Origin of the sequence: Paucibacter aquatile (assembly GCF_002885975.1) — a bacterium.
GTDB lineage: Bacteria > Pseudomonadota > Gammaproteobacteria > Burkholderiales > Burkholderiaceae_C > Paucibacter_A > Paucibacter_A aquatilis.
The window spans coordinates 2,334,288-2,355,157 of the sequence record NZ_POSP01000003.1 but is presented as its reverse complement, the minus strand read 5'-3'; the positions used below and the strand labels follow the sequence as shown (position 1 = coordinate 2,355,157).

15 protein-coding genes and 3 tRNA genes are annotated in these 20,870 nt (G+C 67.5%); 13 read left to right on the top strand and 5 right to left on the bottom strand.

The genetic code is table 11. From position 1 onward, the window contains the following. Window positions 1-16: 16 nt before the first annotated feature. From C1O66_RS13345 to C1O66_RS13315, 7 genes are all read left to right on the top strand, one after another. Window positions 17-667, top strand: coding sequence for a DUF4390 domain-containing protein (locus C1O66_RS13345; RefSeq protein WP_133155206.1), 651 nt, complete (start codon window positions 17-19; stop codon window positions 665-667). Then, complete coding sequence (locus tag C1O66_RS13340) at window positions 664-2,928, top strand: sensor histidine kinase (RefSeq protein ID WP_102768329.1); 2,265 nt, start codon at window positions 664-666, stop codon at window positions 2,926-2,928. Before C1O66_RS13345 ends, C1O66_RS13340 begins: the two co-directional genes overlap by 4 nt. An 11-nt stretch (window positions 2,929-2,939) precedes the next feature. After that, window positions 2,940-3,641, top strand: coding sequence for a response regulator (locus tag C1O66_RS13335; RefSeq protein ID WP_102768328.1), 702 nt, complete (start codon window positions 2,940-2,942; stop codon window positions 3,639-3,641). Between the two features lie 80 nt (window positions 3,642-3,721). Further along, a tRNA-Phe gene (locus tag C1O66_RS13330) sits at window positions 3,722-3,797 on the top strand. Window positions 3,798-3,882: 85 nt separating this feature from the next. Further along, window positions 3,883-3,957: transfer RNA gene (locus tag C1O66_RS13325), tRNA-Thr, on the top strand. A 224-nt stretch (window positions 3,958-4,181) separates the two neighbouring features. Continuing rightward, complete coding sequence (locus C1O66_RS13320; RefSeq protein ID WP_102768327.1) at window positions 4,182-5,861, top strand: FecR family protein; 1,680 nt, start codon at window positions 4,182-4,184, stop codon at window positions 5,859-5,861. Between the two features lie 3 nt (window positions 5,862-5,864). Next, on the top strand, window positions 5,865-8,315 hold the full coding sequence (locus C1O66_RS13315) for a hybrid sensor histidine kinase/response regulator (protein WP_102768326.1): 2,451 nt from the start codon (window positions 5,865-5,867) through the stop codon (window positions 8,313-8,315). Here C1O66_RS13315 and C1O66_RS13310 read toward each other — a convergent pair. Further along, complete coding sequence (locus C1O66_RS13310) at window positions 8,306-9,964, bottom strand: response regulator (RefSeq protein WP_102768325.1); 1,659 nt, start codon at window positions 9,962-9,964, stop codon at window positions 8,306-8,308. The genes C1O66_RS13315 and C1O66_RS13310 overlap by 10 nt on opposite strands. A gap of 114 nt (window positions 9,965-10,078) precedes the next feature. Continuing rightward, a complete protein-coding gene (locus C1O66_RS13305) occupies window positions 10,079-10,561 on the bottom strand; it encodes an Lrp/AsnC family transcriptional regulator (RefSeq protein WP_102768324.1) in 483 nt (160 codons plus the stop codon). Between the two features lie 141 nt (window positions 10,562-10,702). Here C1O66_RS13305 and C1O66_RS13300 point away from each other — a divergent pair, with 141 nt between their 5' ends. The 3 genes from C1O66_RS13300 to C1O66_RS13290 all read left to right on the top strand — a co-directional run bounded on the left by C1O66_RS13300 (window position 10,703) and on the right by C1O66_RS13290 (window position 14,456). Beyond that, a complete protein-coding gene (locus C1O66_RS13300) occupies window positions 10,703-11,794 on the top strand; it encodes a saccharopine dehydrogenase family protein (RefSeq protein WP_102768323.1) in 1,092 nt (363 codons plus the stop codon). Window positions 11,795-11,809: 15 nt separating this feature from the next. Next, a complete protein-coding gene (gene amaB / locus C1O66_RS13295) occupies window positions 11,810-13,327 on the top strand; it encodes an L-piperidine-6-carboxylate dehydrogenase (protein WP_102768322.1) in 1,518 nt (505 codons plus the stop codon). Window positions 13,328-13,457: 130 nt separating this feature from the next. Continuing rightward, window positions 13,458-14,456, top strand: a complete 999-nt coding sequence (locus tag C1O66_RS13290) for a DUF1338 domain-containing protein (protein WP_102769637.1) — start codon at window positions 13,458-13,460, stop codon at window positions 14,454-14,456. A gap of 29 nt (window positions 14,457-14,485) precedes the next feature. On the opposite strand, the gene C1O66_RS13285 is transcribed toward C1O66_RS13290, so the two are convergent. Next, the gene (locus C1O66_RS13285; protein ID WP_102768321.1) at window positions 14,486-15,904 is read right to left on the bottom strand and encodes an aminotransferase-like domain-containing protein; all 1,419 of its coding nucleotides are present in this window, start codon (window positions 15,902-15,904) and stop codon (window positions 14,486-14,488) included. An 81-nt stretch (window positions 15,905-15,985) separates the two neighbouring features. Between C1O66_RS13285 and C1O66_RS13280 the strand changes: the two genes are divergently transcribed. Further along, a complete protein-coding gene (locus C1O66_RS13280; RefSeq protein WP_102768320.1) occupies window positions 15,986-17,392 on the top strand; it encodes a pyridoxal phosphate-dependent decarboxylase family protein in 1,407 nt (468 codons plus the stop codon). 84 nt (window positions 17,393-17,476) lie between these two features. Continuing rightward, window positions 17,477-17,561: transfer RNA gene (locus C1O66_RS13275), tRNA-Leu, on the top strand. 80 nt (window positions 17,562-17,641) lie between these two features. Here C1O66_RS13275 and C1O66_RS13270 read toward each other — a convergent pair. Then, window positions 17,642-19,786, bottom strand: coding sequence for a putative bifunctional diguanylate cyclase/phosphodiesterase (locus tag C1O66_RS13270; RefSeq protein WP_102768319.1), 2,145 nt, complete (start codon window positions 19,784-19,786; stop codon window positions 17,642-17,644). Window positions 19,787-20,044: 258 nt separating this feature from the next. Between C1O66_RS13270 and C1O66_RS13265 the strand changes: the two genes are divergently transcribed. Continuing rightward, window positions 20,045-20,404: an HU family DNA-binding protein gene (locus C1O66_RS13265; protein WP_102768318.1), complete on the top strand. Its 360-nt coding sequence runs from the start codon at window positions 20,045-20,047 to the stop codon at window positions 20,402-20,404. A 164-nt stretch (window positions 20,405-20,568) separates the two neighbouring features. Here C1O66_RS13265 and C1O66_RS13260 read toward each other — a convergent pair whose 3' ends face one another. Next, window positions 20,569-20,859: an antibiotic biosynthesis monooxygenase family protein gene (locus C1O66_RS13260; protein WP_102768317.1), complete on the bottom strand. Its 291-nt coding sequence runs from the start codon at window positions 20,857-20,859 to the stop codon at window positions 20,569-20,571. Window positions 20,860-20,870: the final 11 nt, after the last annotated feature.

The window sequence follows — 20,870 nt, the reverse complement described above, 5'->3', positions numbered from 1 at the left end:
CTTCGCCCTCTTGCTCTTGAGTTCGCCCGCCCCCGTTCACCGCTGCTGCCTCCAGCCCAAGCCCGCCTCGGCGGCTTGGCAACTGCTGTGCCACTTCGGCGCGGCGCTGCTCATGGCCGTCTGCCTGGCGCTGGCCGCCCCGGCGGCGCGGGCCGAGGGGGTGGATCTGACCGGCATCTCCACCAGCCGAACGGAAGAGGGCTTGGACTTGAGTTTCAGCACCCGTTTCGAGCTGCCGCGTGCGGCCGAGGATGCGCTGATGAAGGGCGTGTCGCTCTATTTCGTGGCCGAGGTGTCCTTGCAGCGCAAGCGCTGGTACTGGCGCGACGCTCGGGTGTCCAAGGTGTCACGTGGCTGGCGTCTGTACTGGTATGCGCTGACGCGCCAGTACCGGGTCAGCTCCGGTGGTCTGACGCAGAGCTTCAACAACCTGCCCGATGCCCTGGCCTCGCTGCGCGGGGTCTCGGGCTGGCGCATTGCCGAGGCGCGCGAGCTGGACGAAGACGGCAGCCACTATCTTGAGTTTGCCTACCGGCTCGACACCTCACAGCTGCCCAAACCGATGCAGATCGGGCTCAGCGCTGGCCAGGGCTGGAACCTGGGGGTTGAACGAGTCTTCGGCCTGAATCCGGACTTCAGCCCTCGTACCTCTGCTCCCGCACCATGAGCAAGAAGGCGCGTTGGGCCTGGATCATCGCCCTGGTGATCATCACCGGCATTTGTGGTGTGCTGGCCTTTTTGCTGTCCATCGGCGCCACCAGCCAGCGCGGCTTTTTCGAGCGCCACTATGTCTGGCTGTTCTGGCTCAATGCCTGCGTGGCGGCCCTGCTGCTGCTGGTGATCGTGGGCGCGGCCGGTCGCTTGTTCCTGCGGGTGCGCAGCGGCAAGTTCGGCAGCCGGCTGCTGATGAAGCTGGCCGGCATCTTTGCCTTGGTGGGCATGGTGCCGGGTCTGTTGATCTACGGCGTGTCCTACCAGTTCGTCAATCGCAGCATCGACAGCTGGTTCGATGTGCGCCTGGCCTCGGCCCTGGAGGCAGGTCTGAACCTCGGCCGCGGCACGCTGGATGGCCTGGTCAACGACCTCGGCAACCGCACCCTGGATGCCGCCGAGCGCCTGGGCGAGGCGGGCAGCCTGCCCCAGCCTCTGGTGCTGGAGCGGCTGCGCGAGCAGCTCAGCGCTCGCACCGTGGCCTTGGTGGCCAGCAATGGCCAGATCCTGCTGTCGGTTGGCGGCGATACCAGCTCGCTGGTGACCGATCGGCCGGCCGAAGCCTTGTTGCGCCAGGCGCGCAACACGCGGGTGGTCAGCCATCTCGAAGGTTTGGAAGACGAGGCCCTGGCCCTGCAAGGCCAGGCCCGCATCCGCGCCATCGCCCAGCTGCCCAATGTCGATCTGCGCTTGGGCCTGGTCAGTTCGACCGAGCGCTTTCTGATGGTGGTGCAGCGGGTGCCCGCCCCGGTGCTGGCCAATGCCTTGGCGGTGCAGAACGCCAGCAGCGAGTACCAGCAGCGCGCGCTCGAGCGCGATGGCCTGCGCCGCATGTACCTTGGCACCCTGACCCTGGTGCTGGTGCTGGCGGTGTTCGCGGCGGTGCTGATCGCCGTGGCTTTCGGCAATCAGCTGGCGCGGCCTCTGCTGCTGTTGGCCGATGGCGTGCGACAGGTGGCCCAGGGTGACCTCAGCCGCAAACCCATGCTGAGCTCGCGCGATGAGCTGGGGGGGCTGACCCGCTCGTTCGCCGACATGACCGAGCAGCTCTCCGAGGCGCGCGCCATGGTCGAGCGCAGCGTGGCGCAGCTGGAAAGCGCCCGCACCCATTTGCAAACCATCCTCGACAACCTGACGGCCGGGGTGATCGTGTTCGATGCCGAGCGCCGCATCGACACCGTCAACCCCGGCGCCACCCGCATCCTGCGCCTGCCGCTGTCGGTCTACCAAGGCCGGCCGTTGGGCGAGGTACCCCATCTCGAGGCGTTTGCCGAGGCGGTGTGGCAGCGCTTCGAACAGGTCAACCCCGAGAACGGCGAGCGTGACCATTGGCAGGATGCTTTTGAGCTGCAGCTCGATGCCAGCCACGATGTGCTGACCCTGCTGGTGCGTGGCGCGCCGCTGCCGCAAGGTGCGCGGCTGATGGTGTTCGACGACATCTCCGAGGTGGTCTCGGCCCAGCGCTCGGCCGCCTGGAGCGAGGTGGCGCGACGCCTGGCCCATGAGATCAAGAACCCCTTGACCCCCATCCAGCTCTCGGCAGAGCGCCTGCAGCACAAGCTGGAGGCCAAGCTCGAGGGCGCCGATCAGGCCATGTTGGTGCGCTCGGTCGCCACCATCGTCAACCAGGTGCAGTCCATGAAGCAGCTGGTCAATGAGTTCCGTGACTACGCCCGCCTGCCCTCGGCCCAGCTCAAGGCTCTGGATCTGAACGCCTTGGTGGCCGAGGTGCTCACGCTGTACGCCGAGGCGCAGGAGCAAGGGCGCTTGCGCGCCGAACTGGCGCCCGAGGCCAGCCGCATCCTCGGCGACCCAACCCAGCTGCGCCAGGTCATCCACAATTTGGTACAGAATGCGCTCGACGCTGTGCAGGAGCAGCCCGACGGCCAGGTGCTGGTGCGCACGCAGCAGGCTTTCACCGAGGCCGGCGAGCCCCGCTCCCTGCGCCTGCAGATCACCGACAACGGCCCAGGCTTTGCCGAGAAAGTGCTCAAACGCGCCTTCGAACCCTATGTGACCACCAAGTCCAAGGGCACCGGCCTGGGGCTGGCGGTGGTCAAGAAAATCGCCGATGAACATGGGGCGCGCATTCGCGTCAGCAACCAGCATGAGCAGGGCGACGAGGCGCAAGCGGTGACCGGGGCGCAAGTTTCGTTATCATTTTCAAAACTCGCGACTGCAGCAGCCGATGCGGGCTCTGCTGAAAAGCCCCATTGAACTAGGACTCCATGGCAACAATTCTTGTAGTCGACGACGAGCTGGGCATACGCGCTCTGCTCTCTGAAATCCTCAGCGACGAGGGTCACACGATCGAATTGGCGGAAAACGCTGCGCAAGCGCGCGCCGTGCGCGAGCGCATGCGTCCGGACCTGGTGCTGCTGGACATCTGGATGCCCGACGTCGACGGCATCACCTTGCTCAAGGAATGGGGCGGCGCCGGCTTGCTGACCATGCCGGTCATCATGATGAGTGGCCACGGCACCATCGACACCGCGGTCGAGGCGACCAAGTTCGGCGCCATCGCCTTCCTGGAAAAACCGATCACGCTGCAGAAGCTGCTGCGCGCCGTCGAGCAGTCCCTGGTCAAGGCCGCGCCGCGCCCCGCACCGGCCGTGGGCCTGCCCAGCAGCTACAGCCGCAGCAATGAGCTGACGCCGCAGTACGTGGCGCCGAGCAGCCACAACGTCATGCCCCAAAGCAGCCTGCCGTCAGCAGGCCTGGCCTCGGAACAAAGCTTCGAGCTCGACCGCCCGCTGCGCGAGGCGCGCGATGCCTTCGAGAAGAGCTACTTTGAGTTCCACCTGGCCAAGGAGAACGGCTCCATGACCCGTGTGGCCGAGAAAACCGGCCTCGAGCGCACCCACCTCTACAGAAAATTGAAACAATTAGGGGTGGACCTCAGCAGAAATAAGCGCGGAGCTGGAATTTAGTGCTATAGTCGTGGTCTTCGCTGATTTGAAGAGCTTTTCGAAGCGCAGCAAGCCAGCGAAGACGCCGTCGTCAAGACAGCGGCCTGGTAGCTCAGTTGGTAGAGCAGCGGATTGAAAATCCGCGTGTCGGTGGTTCGATTCCGCCCCAGGCCACCAAATACCAGACACAAGCCCATCGCCTCGGTGGGCTTTTGTTTTTCCGGCCCGGCTTGGGTCGGACGCAGCTGGAGCCGATCCAACTGCCCATGTGGCTCAGTGGTAGAGCACTCCCTTGGTAAGGGAGAGGTCACGCGTTCGATCCGCGTCATGGGCACCATCAAGGCCTCGCCCTTCAAAGCCCGTCCTGGTTTGTGACGGGCTTTTTGCGTTCTGGGCATGACATGGGGCATCTCCCTGTCCCGCCCCGTCCCAGCTTGACACGCCCGCCGCGCGGCGGCGCCTCTCTGCCCCCGGGCCTTTCCTGTCCAGGGCGTGCATGGTTTTTGGCTACCATGCCGCCAACAAGGACGCTGATGGCCGCCTGGGCCAGGGAGAAGGCGCATGCAACACACCATCCAATGCAGTGGCCGCCTCCGCCAGCTTGCCGCGGCCTTGGCGTTTGGCCTCTTGGCCCCGGCCGCCGCGCCCGTGCTGGCGCGTGGCTCGGCCCAGCCGATATCGGCGCCCGTGGAGGCTGACAGCGACTGGCACTACCGCATTCAGCCAGGCGACACCTTGATCGGCCTGACCGAGCGCTACCTCCTGCCCGGCCGCCATTGGCGCGATCTGCAGCGCCTCAACCGGGTGGCCGATCCTCTGCGCTTGCCGCCGGGTGGCGTCTTGCGCATGCCCCTGGCCTGGCTCAGCCGCGAAGCCAGCGTGGCCCAGACGGTGTTCGTGCAGGGGCAGGTCACGCTGCAGCGCAGCGGCCAGGCCGAGCAGCGCCTGGCGGCCGGGCAGGAATTGCGCAGCGGTGACCGGCTGCGCAGCGCGGCCCAGTCCTCGGCGACCTTGCGTTTTGTCGATGGTTCGCGCCTGCTGATCCCGCCGCTCAGCGATCTCAGCCTGGAGCAGCTGCTGGTCTACGGCCGCAGCGCCATTCCCTCGGTGCAGCTGCGTCTGCACGAGGGCGGGGCCGACAGCCAGGTCACGCCCACGGGCGGCCGCGTGCCGCACTACGAGATCCGCACCCCGCATGTGAACCTGGGGGTGCGCGGCACCGAGTTCCGTGTGCATCTGCAGGCCGAATCGGCGCGCATGGAGGTGCTGGAAGGCCGGGTCGCGGCCGACAGCAGTGGCCATGCCTCGCTGGCGGTGCCCGCCGGCATGGGCATGGTGGCCGAGGGTCGGAGCAAACCGCAGGCCGCGCCCTTGCTGAGCGCGCCGGCCCTGCCGGCCGAGCTGCCCGTGGTGGAGCGCCTGCCACTGCGCCTGCGCTGGCCGGCGCGCCCAGGCGCGCGTGCTTACCGGGCGCAGCTGTTTGCCGAGGGTGACTTCAGCCGCCTGCTGCTCGATCACCGCGGCAGCGAGCCCGAGCTGAGCTGGGAGGAACTGCCCCCCGACGGGCGCTACCGCCTGCGCCTGCGCGCCATCGATGCGCTTGGCCTGGAGGGCCAGGCCAGTGAGCGCCTGCTGCAGATCCAGGCCCGGCCCGAGCCGCCGTTCAGCCAGGCGCCGATGGCCGATGCCCGGCTCTACGGTGACCAGCTCGAGTTCCGCTGGACGCGCAACAACGCAGCCCAAGCCTACCGCCTGCAGGTCGCGCGCGACGCCGAGTTCCGCGAGCTGCAGCTGGACCAGACCGGCATCGCCGACATCAGCCACAGCGCCCGCCTGCCCCACGGCCGCTATCACTGGCGCCTGGCCTCGCTGCAGGGTGAGTCGCGCGGCCCCTTCGGCGACGGCCAGGCCTTCGAGCTGCGGCCGCTGCCGCCCAGCCCGGAGCCGGCCGAAGCCGAGGTTGCCGGCGAGCAGCTGAACCTGCGCTGGCGTGCCTCCGCCGGTGTGACGCGTTATGAGCTGCAATGGGCGCAGGACGTGGACTTCAGCCAGGGCCTGCAGAACTTCAGCAGCGAGACCCCGGGCCTGAGCCTGGCGCGCCCGGGCCCCGGTCGCTATTTCCTGCGTGTGCGCGGCCTGGACGAGCTGGGCCATCCCGGCCCCTACGGGCAGGTGCAGGAGATCGAGGTGCCCTACCCGCGCTGGCTTTGGCTGCTGCCCTTGCTGCTGCTGGGGCTGTGATCGATGGCTGAAGCGCGAGCCCGCGCCTGGTGGCGTTGGGGACCCTCCTGCCTGGCCCTGCCGCTGGCTCTGTGTGTCGTCTTGTTCGCTCAGGGGCAGGGGCCTTTGCGGCCCCTGGATCTGGCGCTGGAAGACAGCCTGCTGCGCCTGACCGCCCAACCCTTGCGCGTGGACGAGCTGGCGCTGCTGGACATCGACGACGATGCCCTGCGCGAGATGCAGCCCGCGCTGGGCGACTGGCCCTATCCGCGCTCCGTCTACGCCTTGCTGCTGGACTATCTGCAGCAGGCCGGAGCGCGCCGGGTGGTGATCGACCTGGTGCTGTCGGGAGAGCGCGAGGGCGATGCCGAGCTGGCACGCGCGCTGCAACAAGGGCCGCCCTCGGTGCTGGCGGCGGCAGGCTTGCAACTGGACGCCCCGCCTTCGGCCCTGCCGCGCGAGGAGCTGACCCTGCTCAAAGGCCTGGCCTGGTCCGCCGCGCCGCCCGGGACTCCCAGCCTGAGCTGGAATGCCTTGATGCTGCCGGCCATGCCGCTGCTGCGCGAGGCAACGGCGGCGCTGGGCCGGGTGGGCCTGGTGTCCTCGCCGCTGGACAGTGACGGCTTGCTGCGACGTCAGCCGCTGTGGCACCGCTACCAGGGGCAGGTCTTGCCGGCGCTGCCGCTGGCGGTCTTGCTGCAGGAGCAGCCCGAGCGTCTGCAGTCGCTGCAGACCTGGCCGCTTGATGCCCAGGGCCGCGTGCAGCTCAAGCTGCCCAGCCGGTTGGAGGGCTTGCCCGAGCTGAGCTGGGGTCGGCTGATGCGCGCCGCACTGGGCCAGCGAGAGGACCCGGGCCTGCGCGAGAGCCTGCGCGGTCGTACCGTCTTCGTCGGCAGCAGCGCCTACTTTGCCGATGCCGTGAGCACGCCCCAGGGGCGCTTGTCCGGCTCGGCCTTTGTGGCCACGGCCGCGGCCCTGCTGGCGCGCGGCCAGGTGCTGGCGTCGGCGGGCTGGGCCTGGGCGGCGGTTTTGCTGCTGCTCGCGGCTGTGCCTGGCGTGCTGCATGCGCGCTCGCGGGCCATGCAGGCCCAGCAGCGCTGGGGCCTGCTGCTGGGCAGTACGGCGCTCAGCCTGACCCTGCTCTTGGGTTTGGCGGTCTGGTTGGTGCAAAGCCAGCTCTTGCTGCCCTCGCTGCTGGGCCCGCTCGCGACCTTGGCCTTGGCGCTGATGCTGGCCGGCCTGGCCGAGCAGCGCTGGCAAAGCCTGCGCCACCGCGAGCTGCGCCATGCGCGCGAGGTGGCCGAGGCGGCCAACCAGGCCAAGACCCAGTTCCTCGCCCACGTCAGCCACGAGATCCGCACGCCCATGAATGCGGTGCTGGGTATGGCCGAGATCCTGGCTCGCACCGAGCTGAACGCTGAGCAGCGCCGTTATGTGCAGGTCTTCCAGGGTGCCGGTCAGCAGCTCTTCGCCCTGATCAACGATCTGCTGGACAACGCCAAGATCGAGGCCGGCAAGCTCAGCCTGGCGCCGCACGCCTTCCATCTCGGCGAGCTGCTGCGCCAGCAGATCGACTTGCAGCAGGGCCGGGCCCGCGAGCGGGGCTTGAGCCTGGAACTTTGCTGCGCGGACGAGATCGAGGCCTGGGTCTGGGGCGATGCCCAGCGCCTGGCCCAGGTGCTGGCCAATTTGCTCAGCAATGCCATCAAGTTCACGCGCCAGGGGGATGTGCGCCTGGAGGTGCGGCGGCTGGAGCCCGGGCGTTGGAGCTTGGCCGTGCAGGACAGTGGCATCGGCATCCCCCCGGCCATGCAGGAGCGCATCTTCCAGCCCTACACCCAGGCCGATGCCAGCATCTCGCGTGAATATGGTGGCACGGGCCTGGGCCTGGCCATCTCGCGCAGCCTGGTGCAGATGATGGGCGGCCGGCTCAGCTTGAGCAGCGTGCCAGGGCAGGGCAGCCGTTTCGAGTTGAACCTGCCGCTGCCCGCCCAGCCGGCGCCGGCACCGGGTGAGCTGCCGCCGGCGCCTGCGGCCTCGGCCCCGCTGGCGCCGCGCCGCTTGCGGCCCTTGCGCTTGCTGCTGTGCGAGGACAACGAGGTCAATGTGCTGGTGATCGAGGCCATGCTGGCGCCGCTGGGCCACGCGATCGAGGTGGCGGGCGATGGTGAGCAGGCCCTGGCCTGCCTGCAGCGTGGCGCCTACGACCTGGTGCTGATGGATGTGCAGATGCCGGTGCTCGATGGCCTGGAGGTGACCCGGCGCTGGCGCGCCATCGAGGCCGAGACGGCGCGCCCGCGCCTGGCCATCCTGGCCCTGACGGCCAACGCCTTTGCCCGCGATGTCGAGCAGTGCCTGGCCGCCGGCTGCGATGCTCACCTGAGCAAGCCGATCGCCTTGCAAGCGCTGGAGCAGGCGCTGGAGCGTTGGGCCTTGCCGCTTGAGGACGGGTCCCCGCGTCCCATTCAGACCTGACGTTCGCGCTCGACGAAGCGCCGGCCGCCGTCGGTGTAGCGGCTGTGCAGATCGTCGATCACGCCGCGCAGTTGCTGCACCGCGTGTTCGGACAGATGCTGGCCATGGTGGCTGAGCGTGGCATGGGCGAGATTGATGATGCGCGCGTTCAGGCTGCGCTGTGCCAGGGCCAGCAAGGCCTGCAGTGTTTGCTCATGCTGCTTGCTGACCAGATGGGACATGGCCTCGCGCGCCGCCTCGTTGATGCCGGCCGCGGCATTGCGCACGATGGCTTCGATCGGCGGCACGGCGGCCGCGGCCATCTCCAGCATGCGGGTGCGTGGGCGTGAGACGGCGAAGCGCTGGGTCGCGCGCTCGGTCCAGGCGCGCGCCTCGGGCATGGCCTGGCGGCCGGCGCTGCGCACCATCAGCATGATCAGATTGCAGGCCATCTCGTAGCTGAACTCGGGATGGTCCAGCTGTTCCGCGAGCTGGCGCATCAAGGCTTGTGCCAGGTCGGCGCGGCGCTCGGACAGGGCCAGCACCGCATCGGCGCAGAGCGAGAGGTGGTGCACGCGGAAGCTGTCCGGGAATCTCTGCAAGGCCTCTTGCAGAAAACGCGAGGCCCGCTCGCAGCCTTCGCGCTCTTCCTCGTCCAGGCTGGCCAGGCCCAGGGCGACCAGGCCCTGGTAATCGAGCGAGCGCGACTGCGAGCCGATATTGAGCGCCGCGGTCAGGTGCTTGAGCGCGTTCTCGCTGAAGCCCAGAAAGAGCTGCAACGAACCCAGCTTCTGCAGCCGCGCCACATTGCCCGGTGTGATCTGCACCGCCTTGCTGAACATCTCGACGGCACCGGCGAAATCCATGCTTTCCAGCAGGGCGCGGCCGTAGACATCGTAGGCATCGACATAGCTGGGGTTGTCGGCCAACAGGGTCTCCAGGCTGCGGCAGGCGGTGGCGGTGTCGGCATTGCCGAGGTCGATCTTGGCCAGGCCCAGCCGCGCCCAGGGCACGGCCTTGTACTCCAGCAGGGCCTCGAACATGCGCCGTGCGGCGTCGAGCTGGCCCAGGCGCAGATAGAGCTCGGAGCCGATGCGGGCGGCATAGACCTTGTAGCTCTGGCTGCTGTGAAACATGGCCTCGCACAGCTCGGCGGCGCCGGCGTAGTCATTGGCCTCGATGGCGGCAAAGACCTCGCGCAGGGCATGCTTGCGGTCGAGGATGATCTGCAGCCGCTCCTCAAACTGGCGGGCGGTGAAGGGCTTGAGCAGGTAGTCATCGAGCGCGCCTTCGACCGCATCGGCCACATGCTGGTAGCGCGCTTCATCCGTCACCATGATGAAGATGGTCTGCATGGGCAGGCCGCGCGCCTGGCGCAGCTCGTCCAGCAGGTCCTGGCCGCTCATGTCGTGGTTGCTTTGGCGGCGGAAGTGGAACTCGGTGATGATGATGTCGTAGGCGTGGCCGGCTTCCTTGATCTGACGGCGCGCCTGCTCGGGGCGGCGCACCGCATGCACCTGCTGCACGCCCATATCGCGCAGCATGGTGGTAATCACCGAGCGCGACAGCTCCCCCTCATCGATGATCAGCGCCTTCAGCGGGCCCCCCGGGGCGCCGCTGGCCAGCGCGATATTGAACTGGGGCGCAGACCCAAACTGGTGATTCGACACAGACCCCCCATTGCTCTCAGGCGTGCAGCGTAGCGCGTCCCGGCGCCGCTTGGCTAGCGTCGACTCTGACAGCTGTGCGCTTGTGCCGCCGGGCTTGTTGGCCTGCGTCTGCGCTCAGGCACTGCGGTCCACGCGCAAGGCCAGCACCACCGAGCTGGTGGTCTTGATGACGCCGTCAATCTCGCCGATTTCGTCGAGCAAGGCGTCCAGGCGCATGGTCGATTCGGCGCGCAGCAAGGCCATGTAATCGAACTCGCCGCTGACCGAGGCCAGCTGGCGCAGCTCGGGCAGGCCCGAGAGTCGCTTCACCACCTCGCGCCCGGCCTTGGGCTGCACAGTGATGCCGACAAAGGCCTGCACGCCGCGATCGGCCGCGTCCGAGCCGAGCTTGGCGGTGTAGCCGACCAGCACGCCATCGGCCTCCAGCCGGGCCAGGCGCGCCACCACGGTGGTGCGCGCCACACCCAGCTTGCGTGCGAGATTGGCGGTGCTCTCGCGGGCATTGGCCTGCAAGAGGGCGATCAGCTCGCGGTCGGTCTGATCGCGGGCTTGGGCGGCGCTGCGGGGCGGCTGCGGGGGAGGGATGGCTGGACTCATGAAAAACCCTGGTTTGAATCGAATTGACGATCGGGGCTGACGAATCGTCATTTTCTGCGCTGATTCCGACGAAATCGTGCTTTTTTTCGTCAGCGCTCCTGCCTAGACTGCCAGCCATCAACGCATATTGAGGAGCATCAAATGAAGATCGCATTGCTGGGCGCAGGCCATATCGGTGAAACCATTGCCCGCCTGCTGCATGGCTCGGGCCATTACGACGTGACCGTCTTCGACAAGAACGCCGCCGCCTTGTCCGTGCTGGCCGGCGAGGGCATCAAGACCCAGGTGATCGCCGAAATCGGCGCCGGCGCTGCCGCCACCGTCAAGGGCTTCAATGCCATCGTCAATGCCTTGCCTTACCAACTGGCCATTCCCGCCGCCCACATGGCCCTGGAAGCCGGCTGCCACTATTTCGACCTGACCGAAGACGTGGCCGCCACCAAGGAAATCATGCGCATCGCCGAAGGCGCCCGCACCGCCTTCATGCCGCAGTGCGGCCTGGCCCCAGGTTTCATCGGCATCGTCGCTGCCCATCTGGCCAAGAGTTTTGACAGCCTCAACGATGTGAAGATGCGCGTCGGCGCCCTGCCGGCCTTCCCGACCAATGCGCTGAAGTACAACCTGACCTGGTCGGTCGACGGCCTGATCAACGAGTACTGCCACCCCTGCGAATGCATCCACGACGGCGAGAAGATCGACGCCCTGCCGCTGGAAGGCCTGGAGCATTTCTCGCTGGACGGCACCGAGTACGAGGCCTTCAACACCTCGGGCGGCCTGGGCACCTTGTGCGAAACCCTGGCCGGCAAGGTCAAGAACCTCGACTACAAGACCGTGCGCTACCCCGGCCACCGCGACCTGATGCAATTCCTGCTCGGCGATCTGGCTCTGAAGAACGACCAGGAGCTGCTCAAGGACATCATGCGCAAGAGCATGCCAGCCACCATGCAGGACGTGGTGCTGGTCTTCGTGACCGTCTCGGGCATGAAGAACGGTCGCCTGGTGCAGGAAGTGTTCGCCCGCAAGATCTTCGCCGAGCGCGACGGCGCCCGCCCGCTCTCGGCCATCCAGATCACCACCGCCGCCGGCATGTGCGCCGCCGTCGATCTGTTCCGTCAGGGCAAGCTGCCGCAATCGGGCTTTGTCTCGCAAGAGGAAGTCTCGCTGCCTGAGTTCCTGGCCAATGAGTTCGGCAAGGCTTACCAGCAGTCGCGCCAGGTGGAAAGCATCGGTTGAGCGGAGAATCTCGCAATGACTACGCACATCACTGAACTCCTGAGCGCCCTCGGCGTTTCTTCCTCGGCTTTCACTGGCGGCACGCTGAACGTGCGCTCGCCCATCGACGGGGCCGCGCTCGGCGCCGTCCATGAGGCCAGCGCTGAAGACATGCGCGCCGCCGTGGCGCGCGCCCATGCCGCCTTCCTGGACTGGCGCAATGTGCCTGCGCCCAAGCGCGGCGAGCTGGTGCGCCTGTTCGGCGAAGAGCTGCGCGCGCACAAGGCCGATCTGGCCCGCCTGGTCTCGCTGGAGGCCGGCAAGGTCAGCAGCGAAGGCGAGGGCGAGGTGCAGGAGATGATCGACATCTGCGACTTCGCCGTCGGCCTGAGCCGTCAGCTGCATGGCCTGACCATTGCCAGCGAGCGCCCCGGCCACCGCATGATGGAGCAGTACCTGCCCCTGGGAGTGGTCGGCATCATCTCGGCCTTCAACTTCCCGGTGGCCGTCTGGGCCTGGAATTCGGCCCTGGCCCTGGTCTGCGGTGACAGCTGCATCTGGAAGCCGTCGGAGAAGACCCCGCTGACCGCCATCGCCACCCAGGCCTTGTTCGAGCGCGCCCTGGCCCGCTACAACGCGGCCGGCGGCACGGCGCCGGCACATCTGTCCCAGCTGCTGAACGGCGGCGCGGCCGTCGGCGAAGCCATGGTGGACCACCCCCAGGTCGCCTTGGTCTCGGCCACCGGCTCCACCCGCATGGGCCGCGCGGTCGGCCCGCGCGTGGCGGCGCGCTTCGGCCGTTGCCTGCTCGAGCTGGGCGGCAACAACGCCATCATCGTCACGCCCAGCGCCGACCTGGAGCTGGCCGTGCGCGGCATCTTGTTCGGCGCCTACGGCACGGCCGGCCAGCGCTGCACCACCACCCGCCGCGTCATCATTCACGAGAGCATCCATGACGAGCTGGTCGCTCGCCTGGACCGCGCCCGCGCCCAGCTCAAGATCGGCAGCCCGGTCGAGGCCGGCACCCTGATCGGCCCGCTGATCGACGGCGCCAGCTTCGAGGCCATGCAGACGGCTCTGGCCGCTGCGCGCGAGCAAGGTGGTGAGGTCTCCGGTGGCGAGCGCGCCCTGGCCAGCCAGTACCCGAACGCCTGGTACGCCACGCCCGCCCTGGTGCGCATGCCGGCGCAGACGGATATCGTCAAGCACGAGACCTTCGCTCCCATCCTGTACACGCTGAAGTACAAGACCCTGGACGAAGCGATTGCGCTGCAGAACGAGGTGCCGCAAGGCCTGTCCTCGGCCATCTTCACCAACGACATCCGCGAAGCCGAAACCTTTGTCTCGGCCAGCGGTTCGGACTGCGGCATTGCCAACGTCAATATCGGCACCTCGGGCGCCGAGATCGGTGGTGCCTTCGGTGGCGAGAAGGAAACCGGCGGCGGCCGCGAATCGGGCTCCGACGCCTGGAAGGCTTATATGCGCCGCACGACCAACACGGTCAATTACTCGCGCTCGCTGCCGCTGGCACAAGGCGTGAAGTTCGACATCTGATCGGCCCAGGCCTGACCGGGCTTGAACCGCGCGCCAGCAGCGCCATCCCTGGGAGGGGATGGGCGTTGCGGCGGGCTGTGCTTGGCCCCTCTATTTTTTGAATCTGTCCCCGAAGTCTTCCCGCATCACCATGCTTGATACCGGCTTGTTCCGCCTGCTGTCCGCCACCCTGGGTGAGGCCGCGGCCCTTGAAACCTTTGCGCAGCTGAAGGTCGCTCCGGCCCTGCTGAAACCAGTGGGGGCCACCGTGCACCGGGCCGAGCTGGCCCAGGCCTTGAACATGGCGCTGTTCCGCGATGTGGTGGCGCGCGTGCCTTCGGCTGCGGCCTATGTGGCCGATCAGCAGCGCGCCGGCCAGCCCATCGTCTTTGACCATGGTGCCCTGCGCACCGTGGCCTGGCCCAGCGGCGCCCTGCCAGCGGGCGAGGCGGCCATCACCCGCGTGCTGCGCCCGCTGGGCTTTGCCTTTGCCGAGCCCTATCCGCTGCCGCGCCTGAAGATGACCGGCCGCGCCTGGCGCCACCAGGACCATACCGAGGACATCGCCCAGTTTTTTGTGTCCGAGCTGCACCCGGAGCAGTTCTCGCCCGCCTTCCAATCGGCCGTGAGCCGCGTGATCGGCGTCAGCCGCGATCCCCTGGGCCCGGCCGAGGTGGCCGCGCTGGAGCAGCTGGCCCGCGATCGTGTCCTGCCTTGGCCCACCGCGCTGGCCCTGTTGCCGCGCCTGCTGAGCTGCTTCGAGCGCCAGCATCCGGTGTTCGATTGGGCGGACTATCAGACCCTGCTGGCCGAGTCGGCCGAAATGGCCTGGATCTCGACCGAGGGCAATGCCTTCAACCACGCCACCGACCGTGTGGCCGATATCGAGCAGCTGGCCGACACCCAGCGTGCTCTGGGCCGCCCGATCAAGCCGGCCATCGAGACCTCGGCCTCGGGCCGGGTGCGCCAGACGGCCTTCCGTGCCGCTGAGGTGCAACGTCAGTTCCTCGACGGCGGCCGCCTGGTCAGCGCCGTGGTGCCGGGCTCGTTCTACGAGTTCATCCAGCGCGAACGCGTGGCCGACGATCTCGACCTGAAGTTCGACGCTGGCAATGCCACCGGCATCTTCAAGATGACCGCCGCGGCCTGAGCCCGGCGCGCATTTCTCGCAGCCTCCGCTCAGTACAAGCCCAGCGCCGCCAGGCGTTGCACGCCGGCCAGCGCCTGCGCCTCCGGCAGGGTGAAGGCCAGGCGCACCCGGTCTTGGCCCCGCTCGGCTGACACGCTCATGGCCGTGCCGGGCGTGAGGCGCAGCTGCGCCCGTCGCGCGGCCTCGCACAGCGCGTCGGCACGCGGCCCGTGCGCCGGCAGCTGCGCCCAGAGAAAGAGCCCGCCTTCGGGCGCCTTGACGGTCCAGCTGCGCAGATGGCTGTGCAGCGCCGCCTGCAAGTGCTGGGCCTGGTGTTGCAGGCTGGCGCGGCGCGGCTGCAGTAGCCGATCCATGCGGTCGAAGAGATCGCAGGCAATCGCGGCGCTGAGGCTGGAGCTGGCAATGTCGGCACAGGCCTTGGCATGTCGCAGCGGCTCGATCAAGGCCCGAGGCGCCCGCAACCAACCGATGCGCAGGCCGGCCCACAGGGTTTTGGACAGGCTGCCGATGTGCACCACGGCGGCATCGGGTGCTGGCTTCAGCGGCCGTGCTTCGGCGCTGAAATGCAGCTCGGCCAGCGAGTCGTCGATCACCAGCAGGCTGCCGCCCGCGCGCTGCACGGTGCGCAGCAATTCCTGGCTGCGCGAGGCGGGCCAGGACTGGCCGCTGGGGTTGTGCAGCTGCGGGCAGAGGTAGATCAGCTTGGGTGCGCTGGCCGCCGCGGCGATGAAATCCCCGGCATGGGCGCAGCGTGCCTGCAGCGGCACCGCATGCAGGCGCGCACCGCTGCTGCGAAACACATCGATGGCGCCGAAGTAGTTGGGGCATTCCAGCAGCACCCGGTCGCCCGGCGAGAGGTAGAGCTGGCTCAGCAAACTCAGCGCCTGCTGCGCACCGGCGCAGACGATGATTTGATCGGCCGCGGTGGCCAGGCCCTGGCGGGTGTAGCGCGCGGCGATGCGTTCGCGCAGCGGCCACATGCCTTCGGGCTGGTAGGCGCTCTCGCGCAAGGCCAGCTGGCGGCTGGCCTCGCTGGGGCTGAGCCATGCCAGATCGGGCAGGGCGGTGGCCAGGGAGAAGTCGATCCAGTCGGCCCTTGCGCTGCCCTCAGTTCGGCCGCGTGGCGAGGCCTGCAGGGCCGGGTTGCCCAGCGGCTGGGCGCGGTGCCGGCGCGCCACATGTCCGGGTGGGCCGGCGCTGACGGTCGTGCCCTGGCCCTGGCGGGCCTGCACCCAGCCACCCTCGGCCAGGCGCCCGTAAGCCGCCACCACGGTGGAGCGGCTCAGGCCCAGCGCAGCGGCCAAGGCCCGCTCGGGCGGCAGGCGGTCGCCCGGCAGCAGCTCGCCGCGCAGCAGCAGGCCTTGCAGGGCGGTGGCCAGCGCGGCGTAGAGCTGCGCTTGGCTGGCCCGCCAGTCGCCCAGCAGGGCGGGGTTGCGGCACAAGTCCATGGCGCGGAAATTGGATTGCTTGCTTCAGTCCAATCGACTCTAGCATGGCCGCTCTGCCCACTGCCTTGGAGCCTTTCCGCCATGCATCCTTTGCTGCACCAGGATTTGAACGAACTGCCGGCCCTGAGTCAGGCCACGCGTGAGTTGGCGCTGAGCTTCTTGCAGGGGCTGGACGCGCACCCGGCGGCGCGCGCGCCGCGTGGCCCGCGGTCGGCACTGATACAGGATGCGCTGCAGCAGCCCGTCGGTGCTGCGGGGTCCTTGCGGCGCTTTGCTCAGGACTGGCTGCCGCATCTGTCCGGCAGCGCCGGCCCGCGTTACCTGGGTTTTGTCACCGGCGGCGCCACACCGGCCAGCCTGATGGGTGACTGGCTGACCGCCAGCCTGGACCAGAACCCCACGGCCGGCTGGGACTCGGAAGCGCCCGAGCTGGAGCGCGCCACGGTGCGCACGCTGGCCGCCTGGTTTGGGCTCAGCGAGGCGCAGCAGGGCGTGTTTGTCTCGGGCGCCACCCTGTCCAATTTCGTGGGCCTGGCCCTGGGCCGCGAGTGGGTGGGTGAGCAGCGCGGCCTGCGCGTCAGCGAGGCCGGCCTGGCCCGCCTGGGCCCCGTGCGCATCCTCAGCGGCGCGCCGCATTCCAGCATCCACAAGGCCGCGTCCATGCTGGGCCTGGGCCGCGAGGCGGTGGAACTGCTGCCGACCCTGGCCGGGCGTGACGCCCTCGACGTGACGGCGCTGGAGCAGCGCCTGCGCGCCAGCCCCGATGAGGCGCTGATCGTGGTGGCCAATGCGGGCACGGTCAACAGCGGGGACTTCGACGATCTGACTGCCTTGGTGGCCTTGCGTCAGCGCCACCGCTTCTGGTTGCATGTCGACGCCGCCTTCGGTGCATTTGCGGCGCTGGACGAACGCGTGGCGGCCCAGGTGGCGGGCCTGGATGGGGCCGATTCGGTGTGCATCGATTGCCACAAATGGTTGAACGTGCCCTATGACAGTGCGCTGCAGTTCACCCGCCACCGCGATCTGCAGCTGCGTGTGTTCCAGAACGCCGCGGCCTACCTCGGACCCATCGGCGAGCGGCCCGATTTTGTGCACCTCACGCCCGAGAACTCCCGCCGCTGGCGCGCGCTGCCGGCCTGGTTCAGCGTGCAGGCGTATGGGCGCGAGGGCCACGCCGAAATCGTGCGTCGCAATATCGACGGAGCCCGCCTGCTGGGCCGCTTGCTGCAGGGCGACGCACCGCGCTTCGAGCTCTTGTCGCCGGTGCGGCTGAACATCGTCTGCTTTGCCATTCAAGCTCACGACGACGCGGCCGGTGTGCAAAGCTTGCTGGAGCGCTTGCGCGATAGCGGCGAGGCTTTCCTCACACCGACCCACTACCAAGGCCGCTGGGCCGTGCGCGCGGCCTTCAGCAATTGGCGCAGCGAAGCGGCCGACGCCCAGCGGGTTCATGCGGCGCTGAACCGTGTGCTGGATGAGGCATGCTGAAAAGTTTTTTGAGAAAACGCTTGCGCGCAAAACAAACCATGCTACAGTAGCGGTCTTCGCTGCTTCGGCAGAGAAGAAAAACAAGCCCAGGTGGCGGAATTGGTAGACGCACTAGTTTCAGGTACTAGCGGGTAACTCCGTGGAGGTTCGAGTCCTCTCCTGGGCACCAAATTGAAAATGGGTCAACACGCAAGTGTTGACCCTTTTGTCATTCCGATGTCGAAAGCCGTGGTTCCAGAGAGCGTGGGGTCAGGCCTTGCCTTTGGCCAGCAGCTGCTCGAAGGCCTCGACCGGCAGCGGGCGGGCGAAGAGGTAGCCCTGGCCGTAGTCGCAACCGGCGCTGCGCAGCAGTTCGTACTGTTCCTGCGTCTCCACGCCCTCGGCCACCACCTGCAAGCCCAGCTCATGGGCCATGGTGATGATGGCTTTGCACAGTGCCAGGTCTTTGGTGCCGGGGCGGAGGTTGCGCACGAAGCGCTGGTCGATCTTGAGTAGGTCGATGGCGTATTTGTGCAGGTAGGACAGCGAGGAGAAGCCGGTGCCAAAGTCGTCGAGCGAGACCAGGAAGCCGCCGCGCCGCAGGGTTTCGAGCTGACGCGTGACCTCGCTGTCGCCTTCCAGCAGCAGGCCTTCGGTGATTTCTATCGCCAGGGCCTGCTCTTGCAGGCCGAGTTCGTGCACGGTGTCGACCCAATGCGCGTGGGAATCGGGCCCCTGGTTGTTGCGAAACTGGATGGGGCTTTTGTTGATGCTGATCTGCAGCGTCGGCAGGTAGCGCTGGCGCCAGTCGTGCACCTGGCGCGCGGCCTGTTGAAACACCCATTCGCCAATCTCGATGATCAAGCCGCTGCTTTCGGCCAGAGGGATGAAGACATCGGGGCCGATGCGGCCGCGACTCGGATGGGTCCAGCGCAGCAAGGCCTCGGCCTTGCAGATCTCGCGCGTGCGCATGGCCACGATGGCCTGGTACTCCAGGCTCAGCTGGGCCTTGGGCAGGGCCTCGCGCAGCTCATTGCCCAAGCGCATGCGCAAGAGGGCGGCTTGCTGCAGATCGGGCGTGAAATGACCGAGGCGGTTGCGCCCGGCGCCCTTGGCCACATAGAGCGCCTGGTCGGCGTGCTTGAACAGTTCTTCGATCAGCTGCCCGTCATCGGGGAAGAGGCTGATGCCGATGCTGGCCGAGACAAACACCCGCTCGTCCTGCAAGTGGAAGGCGCTGGCCATGGACTGGATGATCTTCTGCGCCACCTGCTCGGCTTCTTCGGCGCTGTTCAGGCCGGACAGCACGACCGTGAACTCGTCGCCGCCCATGCGGGCCACCGTCTCCTGCGGCCGCACGCAGGCGCGGATGCGTTCGGCTGCCTGCAGCAGCAGGGCGTCGCCCATGTCGTGGCCGAGCGTGTCATTGACTTCCTTGAAGTGATCCAGGTCGATGAAGAGCAGAGCCAGACGACCGCCCTCGCTTTTTGCGCTGCTGAGCAACTGTTCCAAGCGGTCGCGCAGGGTGCGGCGGTTGGGCAGGCCGGTGAGTGCGTCGAAATGAGCCTGGTGCCAGATCAGGGCTTCGGTCTGCTTGCGCTGGGTGATGTCGGTGTGGGTGCCGACCATGCGCAGAGGCCGGCCCTGGGCATCGCGGCTGATCACCATGCCGCGGCTGTGGATCCATTTCCAGCTGCCGTCCTTGCACAGCACGCGGTGCTCATTGCTGTAGATCGGCACATGACCCGCAAAATGAGCGGCGCGGTCCAGCTCCATCTGCTGTCGGTCTTCCGGATGGGTGCGCGCATCAAGCTCGGCCGGGCTGGGCTTGATCTCGGTCTCCGAGAAGCCGTACATCTGCAGGATGCGGGGCGAGTAAATTTCGACCTCGTCCTGCACATACCAGTCCCAGACGCCGTCGCCCACGCTTTCCAAGGCGAGCTTCCAGAGCTCGTCGGCTTCGCGCAAGCGGGCTTCGGATTCCTTGCGTTCGCTGATGTCGGTGTGGGTGCCCAGTACGCGACGTGGCCCTTCGCCCTGGCTGGGCAAGACCTGACCCAAGGCCAGGTGCCAGCGGTAGCGGCCATCGGCGGCGCGCAGGCGGTAGTCCATCTCGAAATGCCCGCTGAGCAGGGCCTGCTGCCAGCGCAGATCGAATTCCAGCCGGTCGAGCGGATGGATGATGTGGCGCCAGCCCAGGGTCTGGAGCTCGCGAAGATTGAGGCCGAGAAACTCCTGCAGCAGGGGCGAAGCCAGTACCGGCTGCAGATGGGCATCGAGCACCCACAGCTGTTGCGGCAGAGCTGCGAGCAGGCTGCTGCTGTCGAGGCCGTGGGCCATGGCCGAAGGCGGCGAGGCCGGGCTGGGCGTGCTCTCGGCGAGCGTGGGGCGGTTCGTCGCTTGTTCTGACGGCATGAAAACGGGCGGCGGAAAACCAAGAGAGCCTGCCTGGCCACAACCCAAACCTTGAGGCGCAAACGCCGAAGATCAGCGGAGTTTGCCTGCCCGAGGACTGCTTGCGATGGCGAAAAAACAGGGCCTGCGCGTGCGATTGGCGCTTTGATTGAACCCTGCGCACCAGCTTTTTGCAAGTAGTGATGGGGCTTGTCGCGGATTCGTAGAAAATAGCGGCGCCCGAGATGGTCGGGCTATCACCTGAGACGAGATTCTGGAATGAACAAAACCGAACTGATCGAACACCTGGCCAGCAAGCACGAACTGACCAAGGCCGAAGCCGGCCGCATCCTGGAAACCCTGCTGGACGCCGTGGTTTCCACCGTCAAGAAGGGTGGCGCTGTGTCCATCCCCGGCTTCGGTTCCTTCAAGCAGCACGCCCGCGCAGCCCGCACCGGCGTGAACCCCAGCACCGGCGACAAGATCAAGATCGCTGCTGCCAAGCTGCCCAAGTTCACCCCGGGCGCTGGCTTCAAGGCCGCTGTGGATCCCAAGGCTGCTGCTCGCAAGGCTGCCAAGACCGCTGCCGCTCCGGCCAAGGCTGCTGCCAAGCCCGCCGCCAAGAAGGCCAAGAAGTAATCTTGCCGACTGAGCCATGCGTGCCATCGGGCACGCGTGGTGATGTCCAGAAAAAGCCGCTGCCCCTTTTCGGGGTCTGCGGCTTTTTTGATGTGGGGCGCTCGCCGGGTCATACGGTGAATATTCCCCGCTGCAGCCGGGTCCAGCTCGGCTGCAGCCGCAACTCAGATGGCAGTGAAATGCTCGACCTTGGGTGGCTCGGCGAAGAAGGGGCCGACGATGGCGCGCCATGCAGGAAACAGCGGGCCGCCGCGGAAATGGACGGTGTGATCCTCCAGCGTCGCCCATTGGATCTGCAGCAGATAGCGTTCTGGCGATTCAATGCCGCGTTGAACTTGGGCCTTGATGAAGCCCTGGGCCTGGCTGATCACGCTGGCGATCCCGTGCTGGATGGCGGCTTCAAAGGCGGCCTGCTGGCCGGGTTGGATGCGGATATCGGCGACTTCGAGAATCATGTGAGGGACCT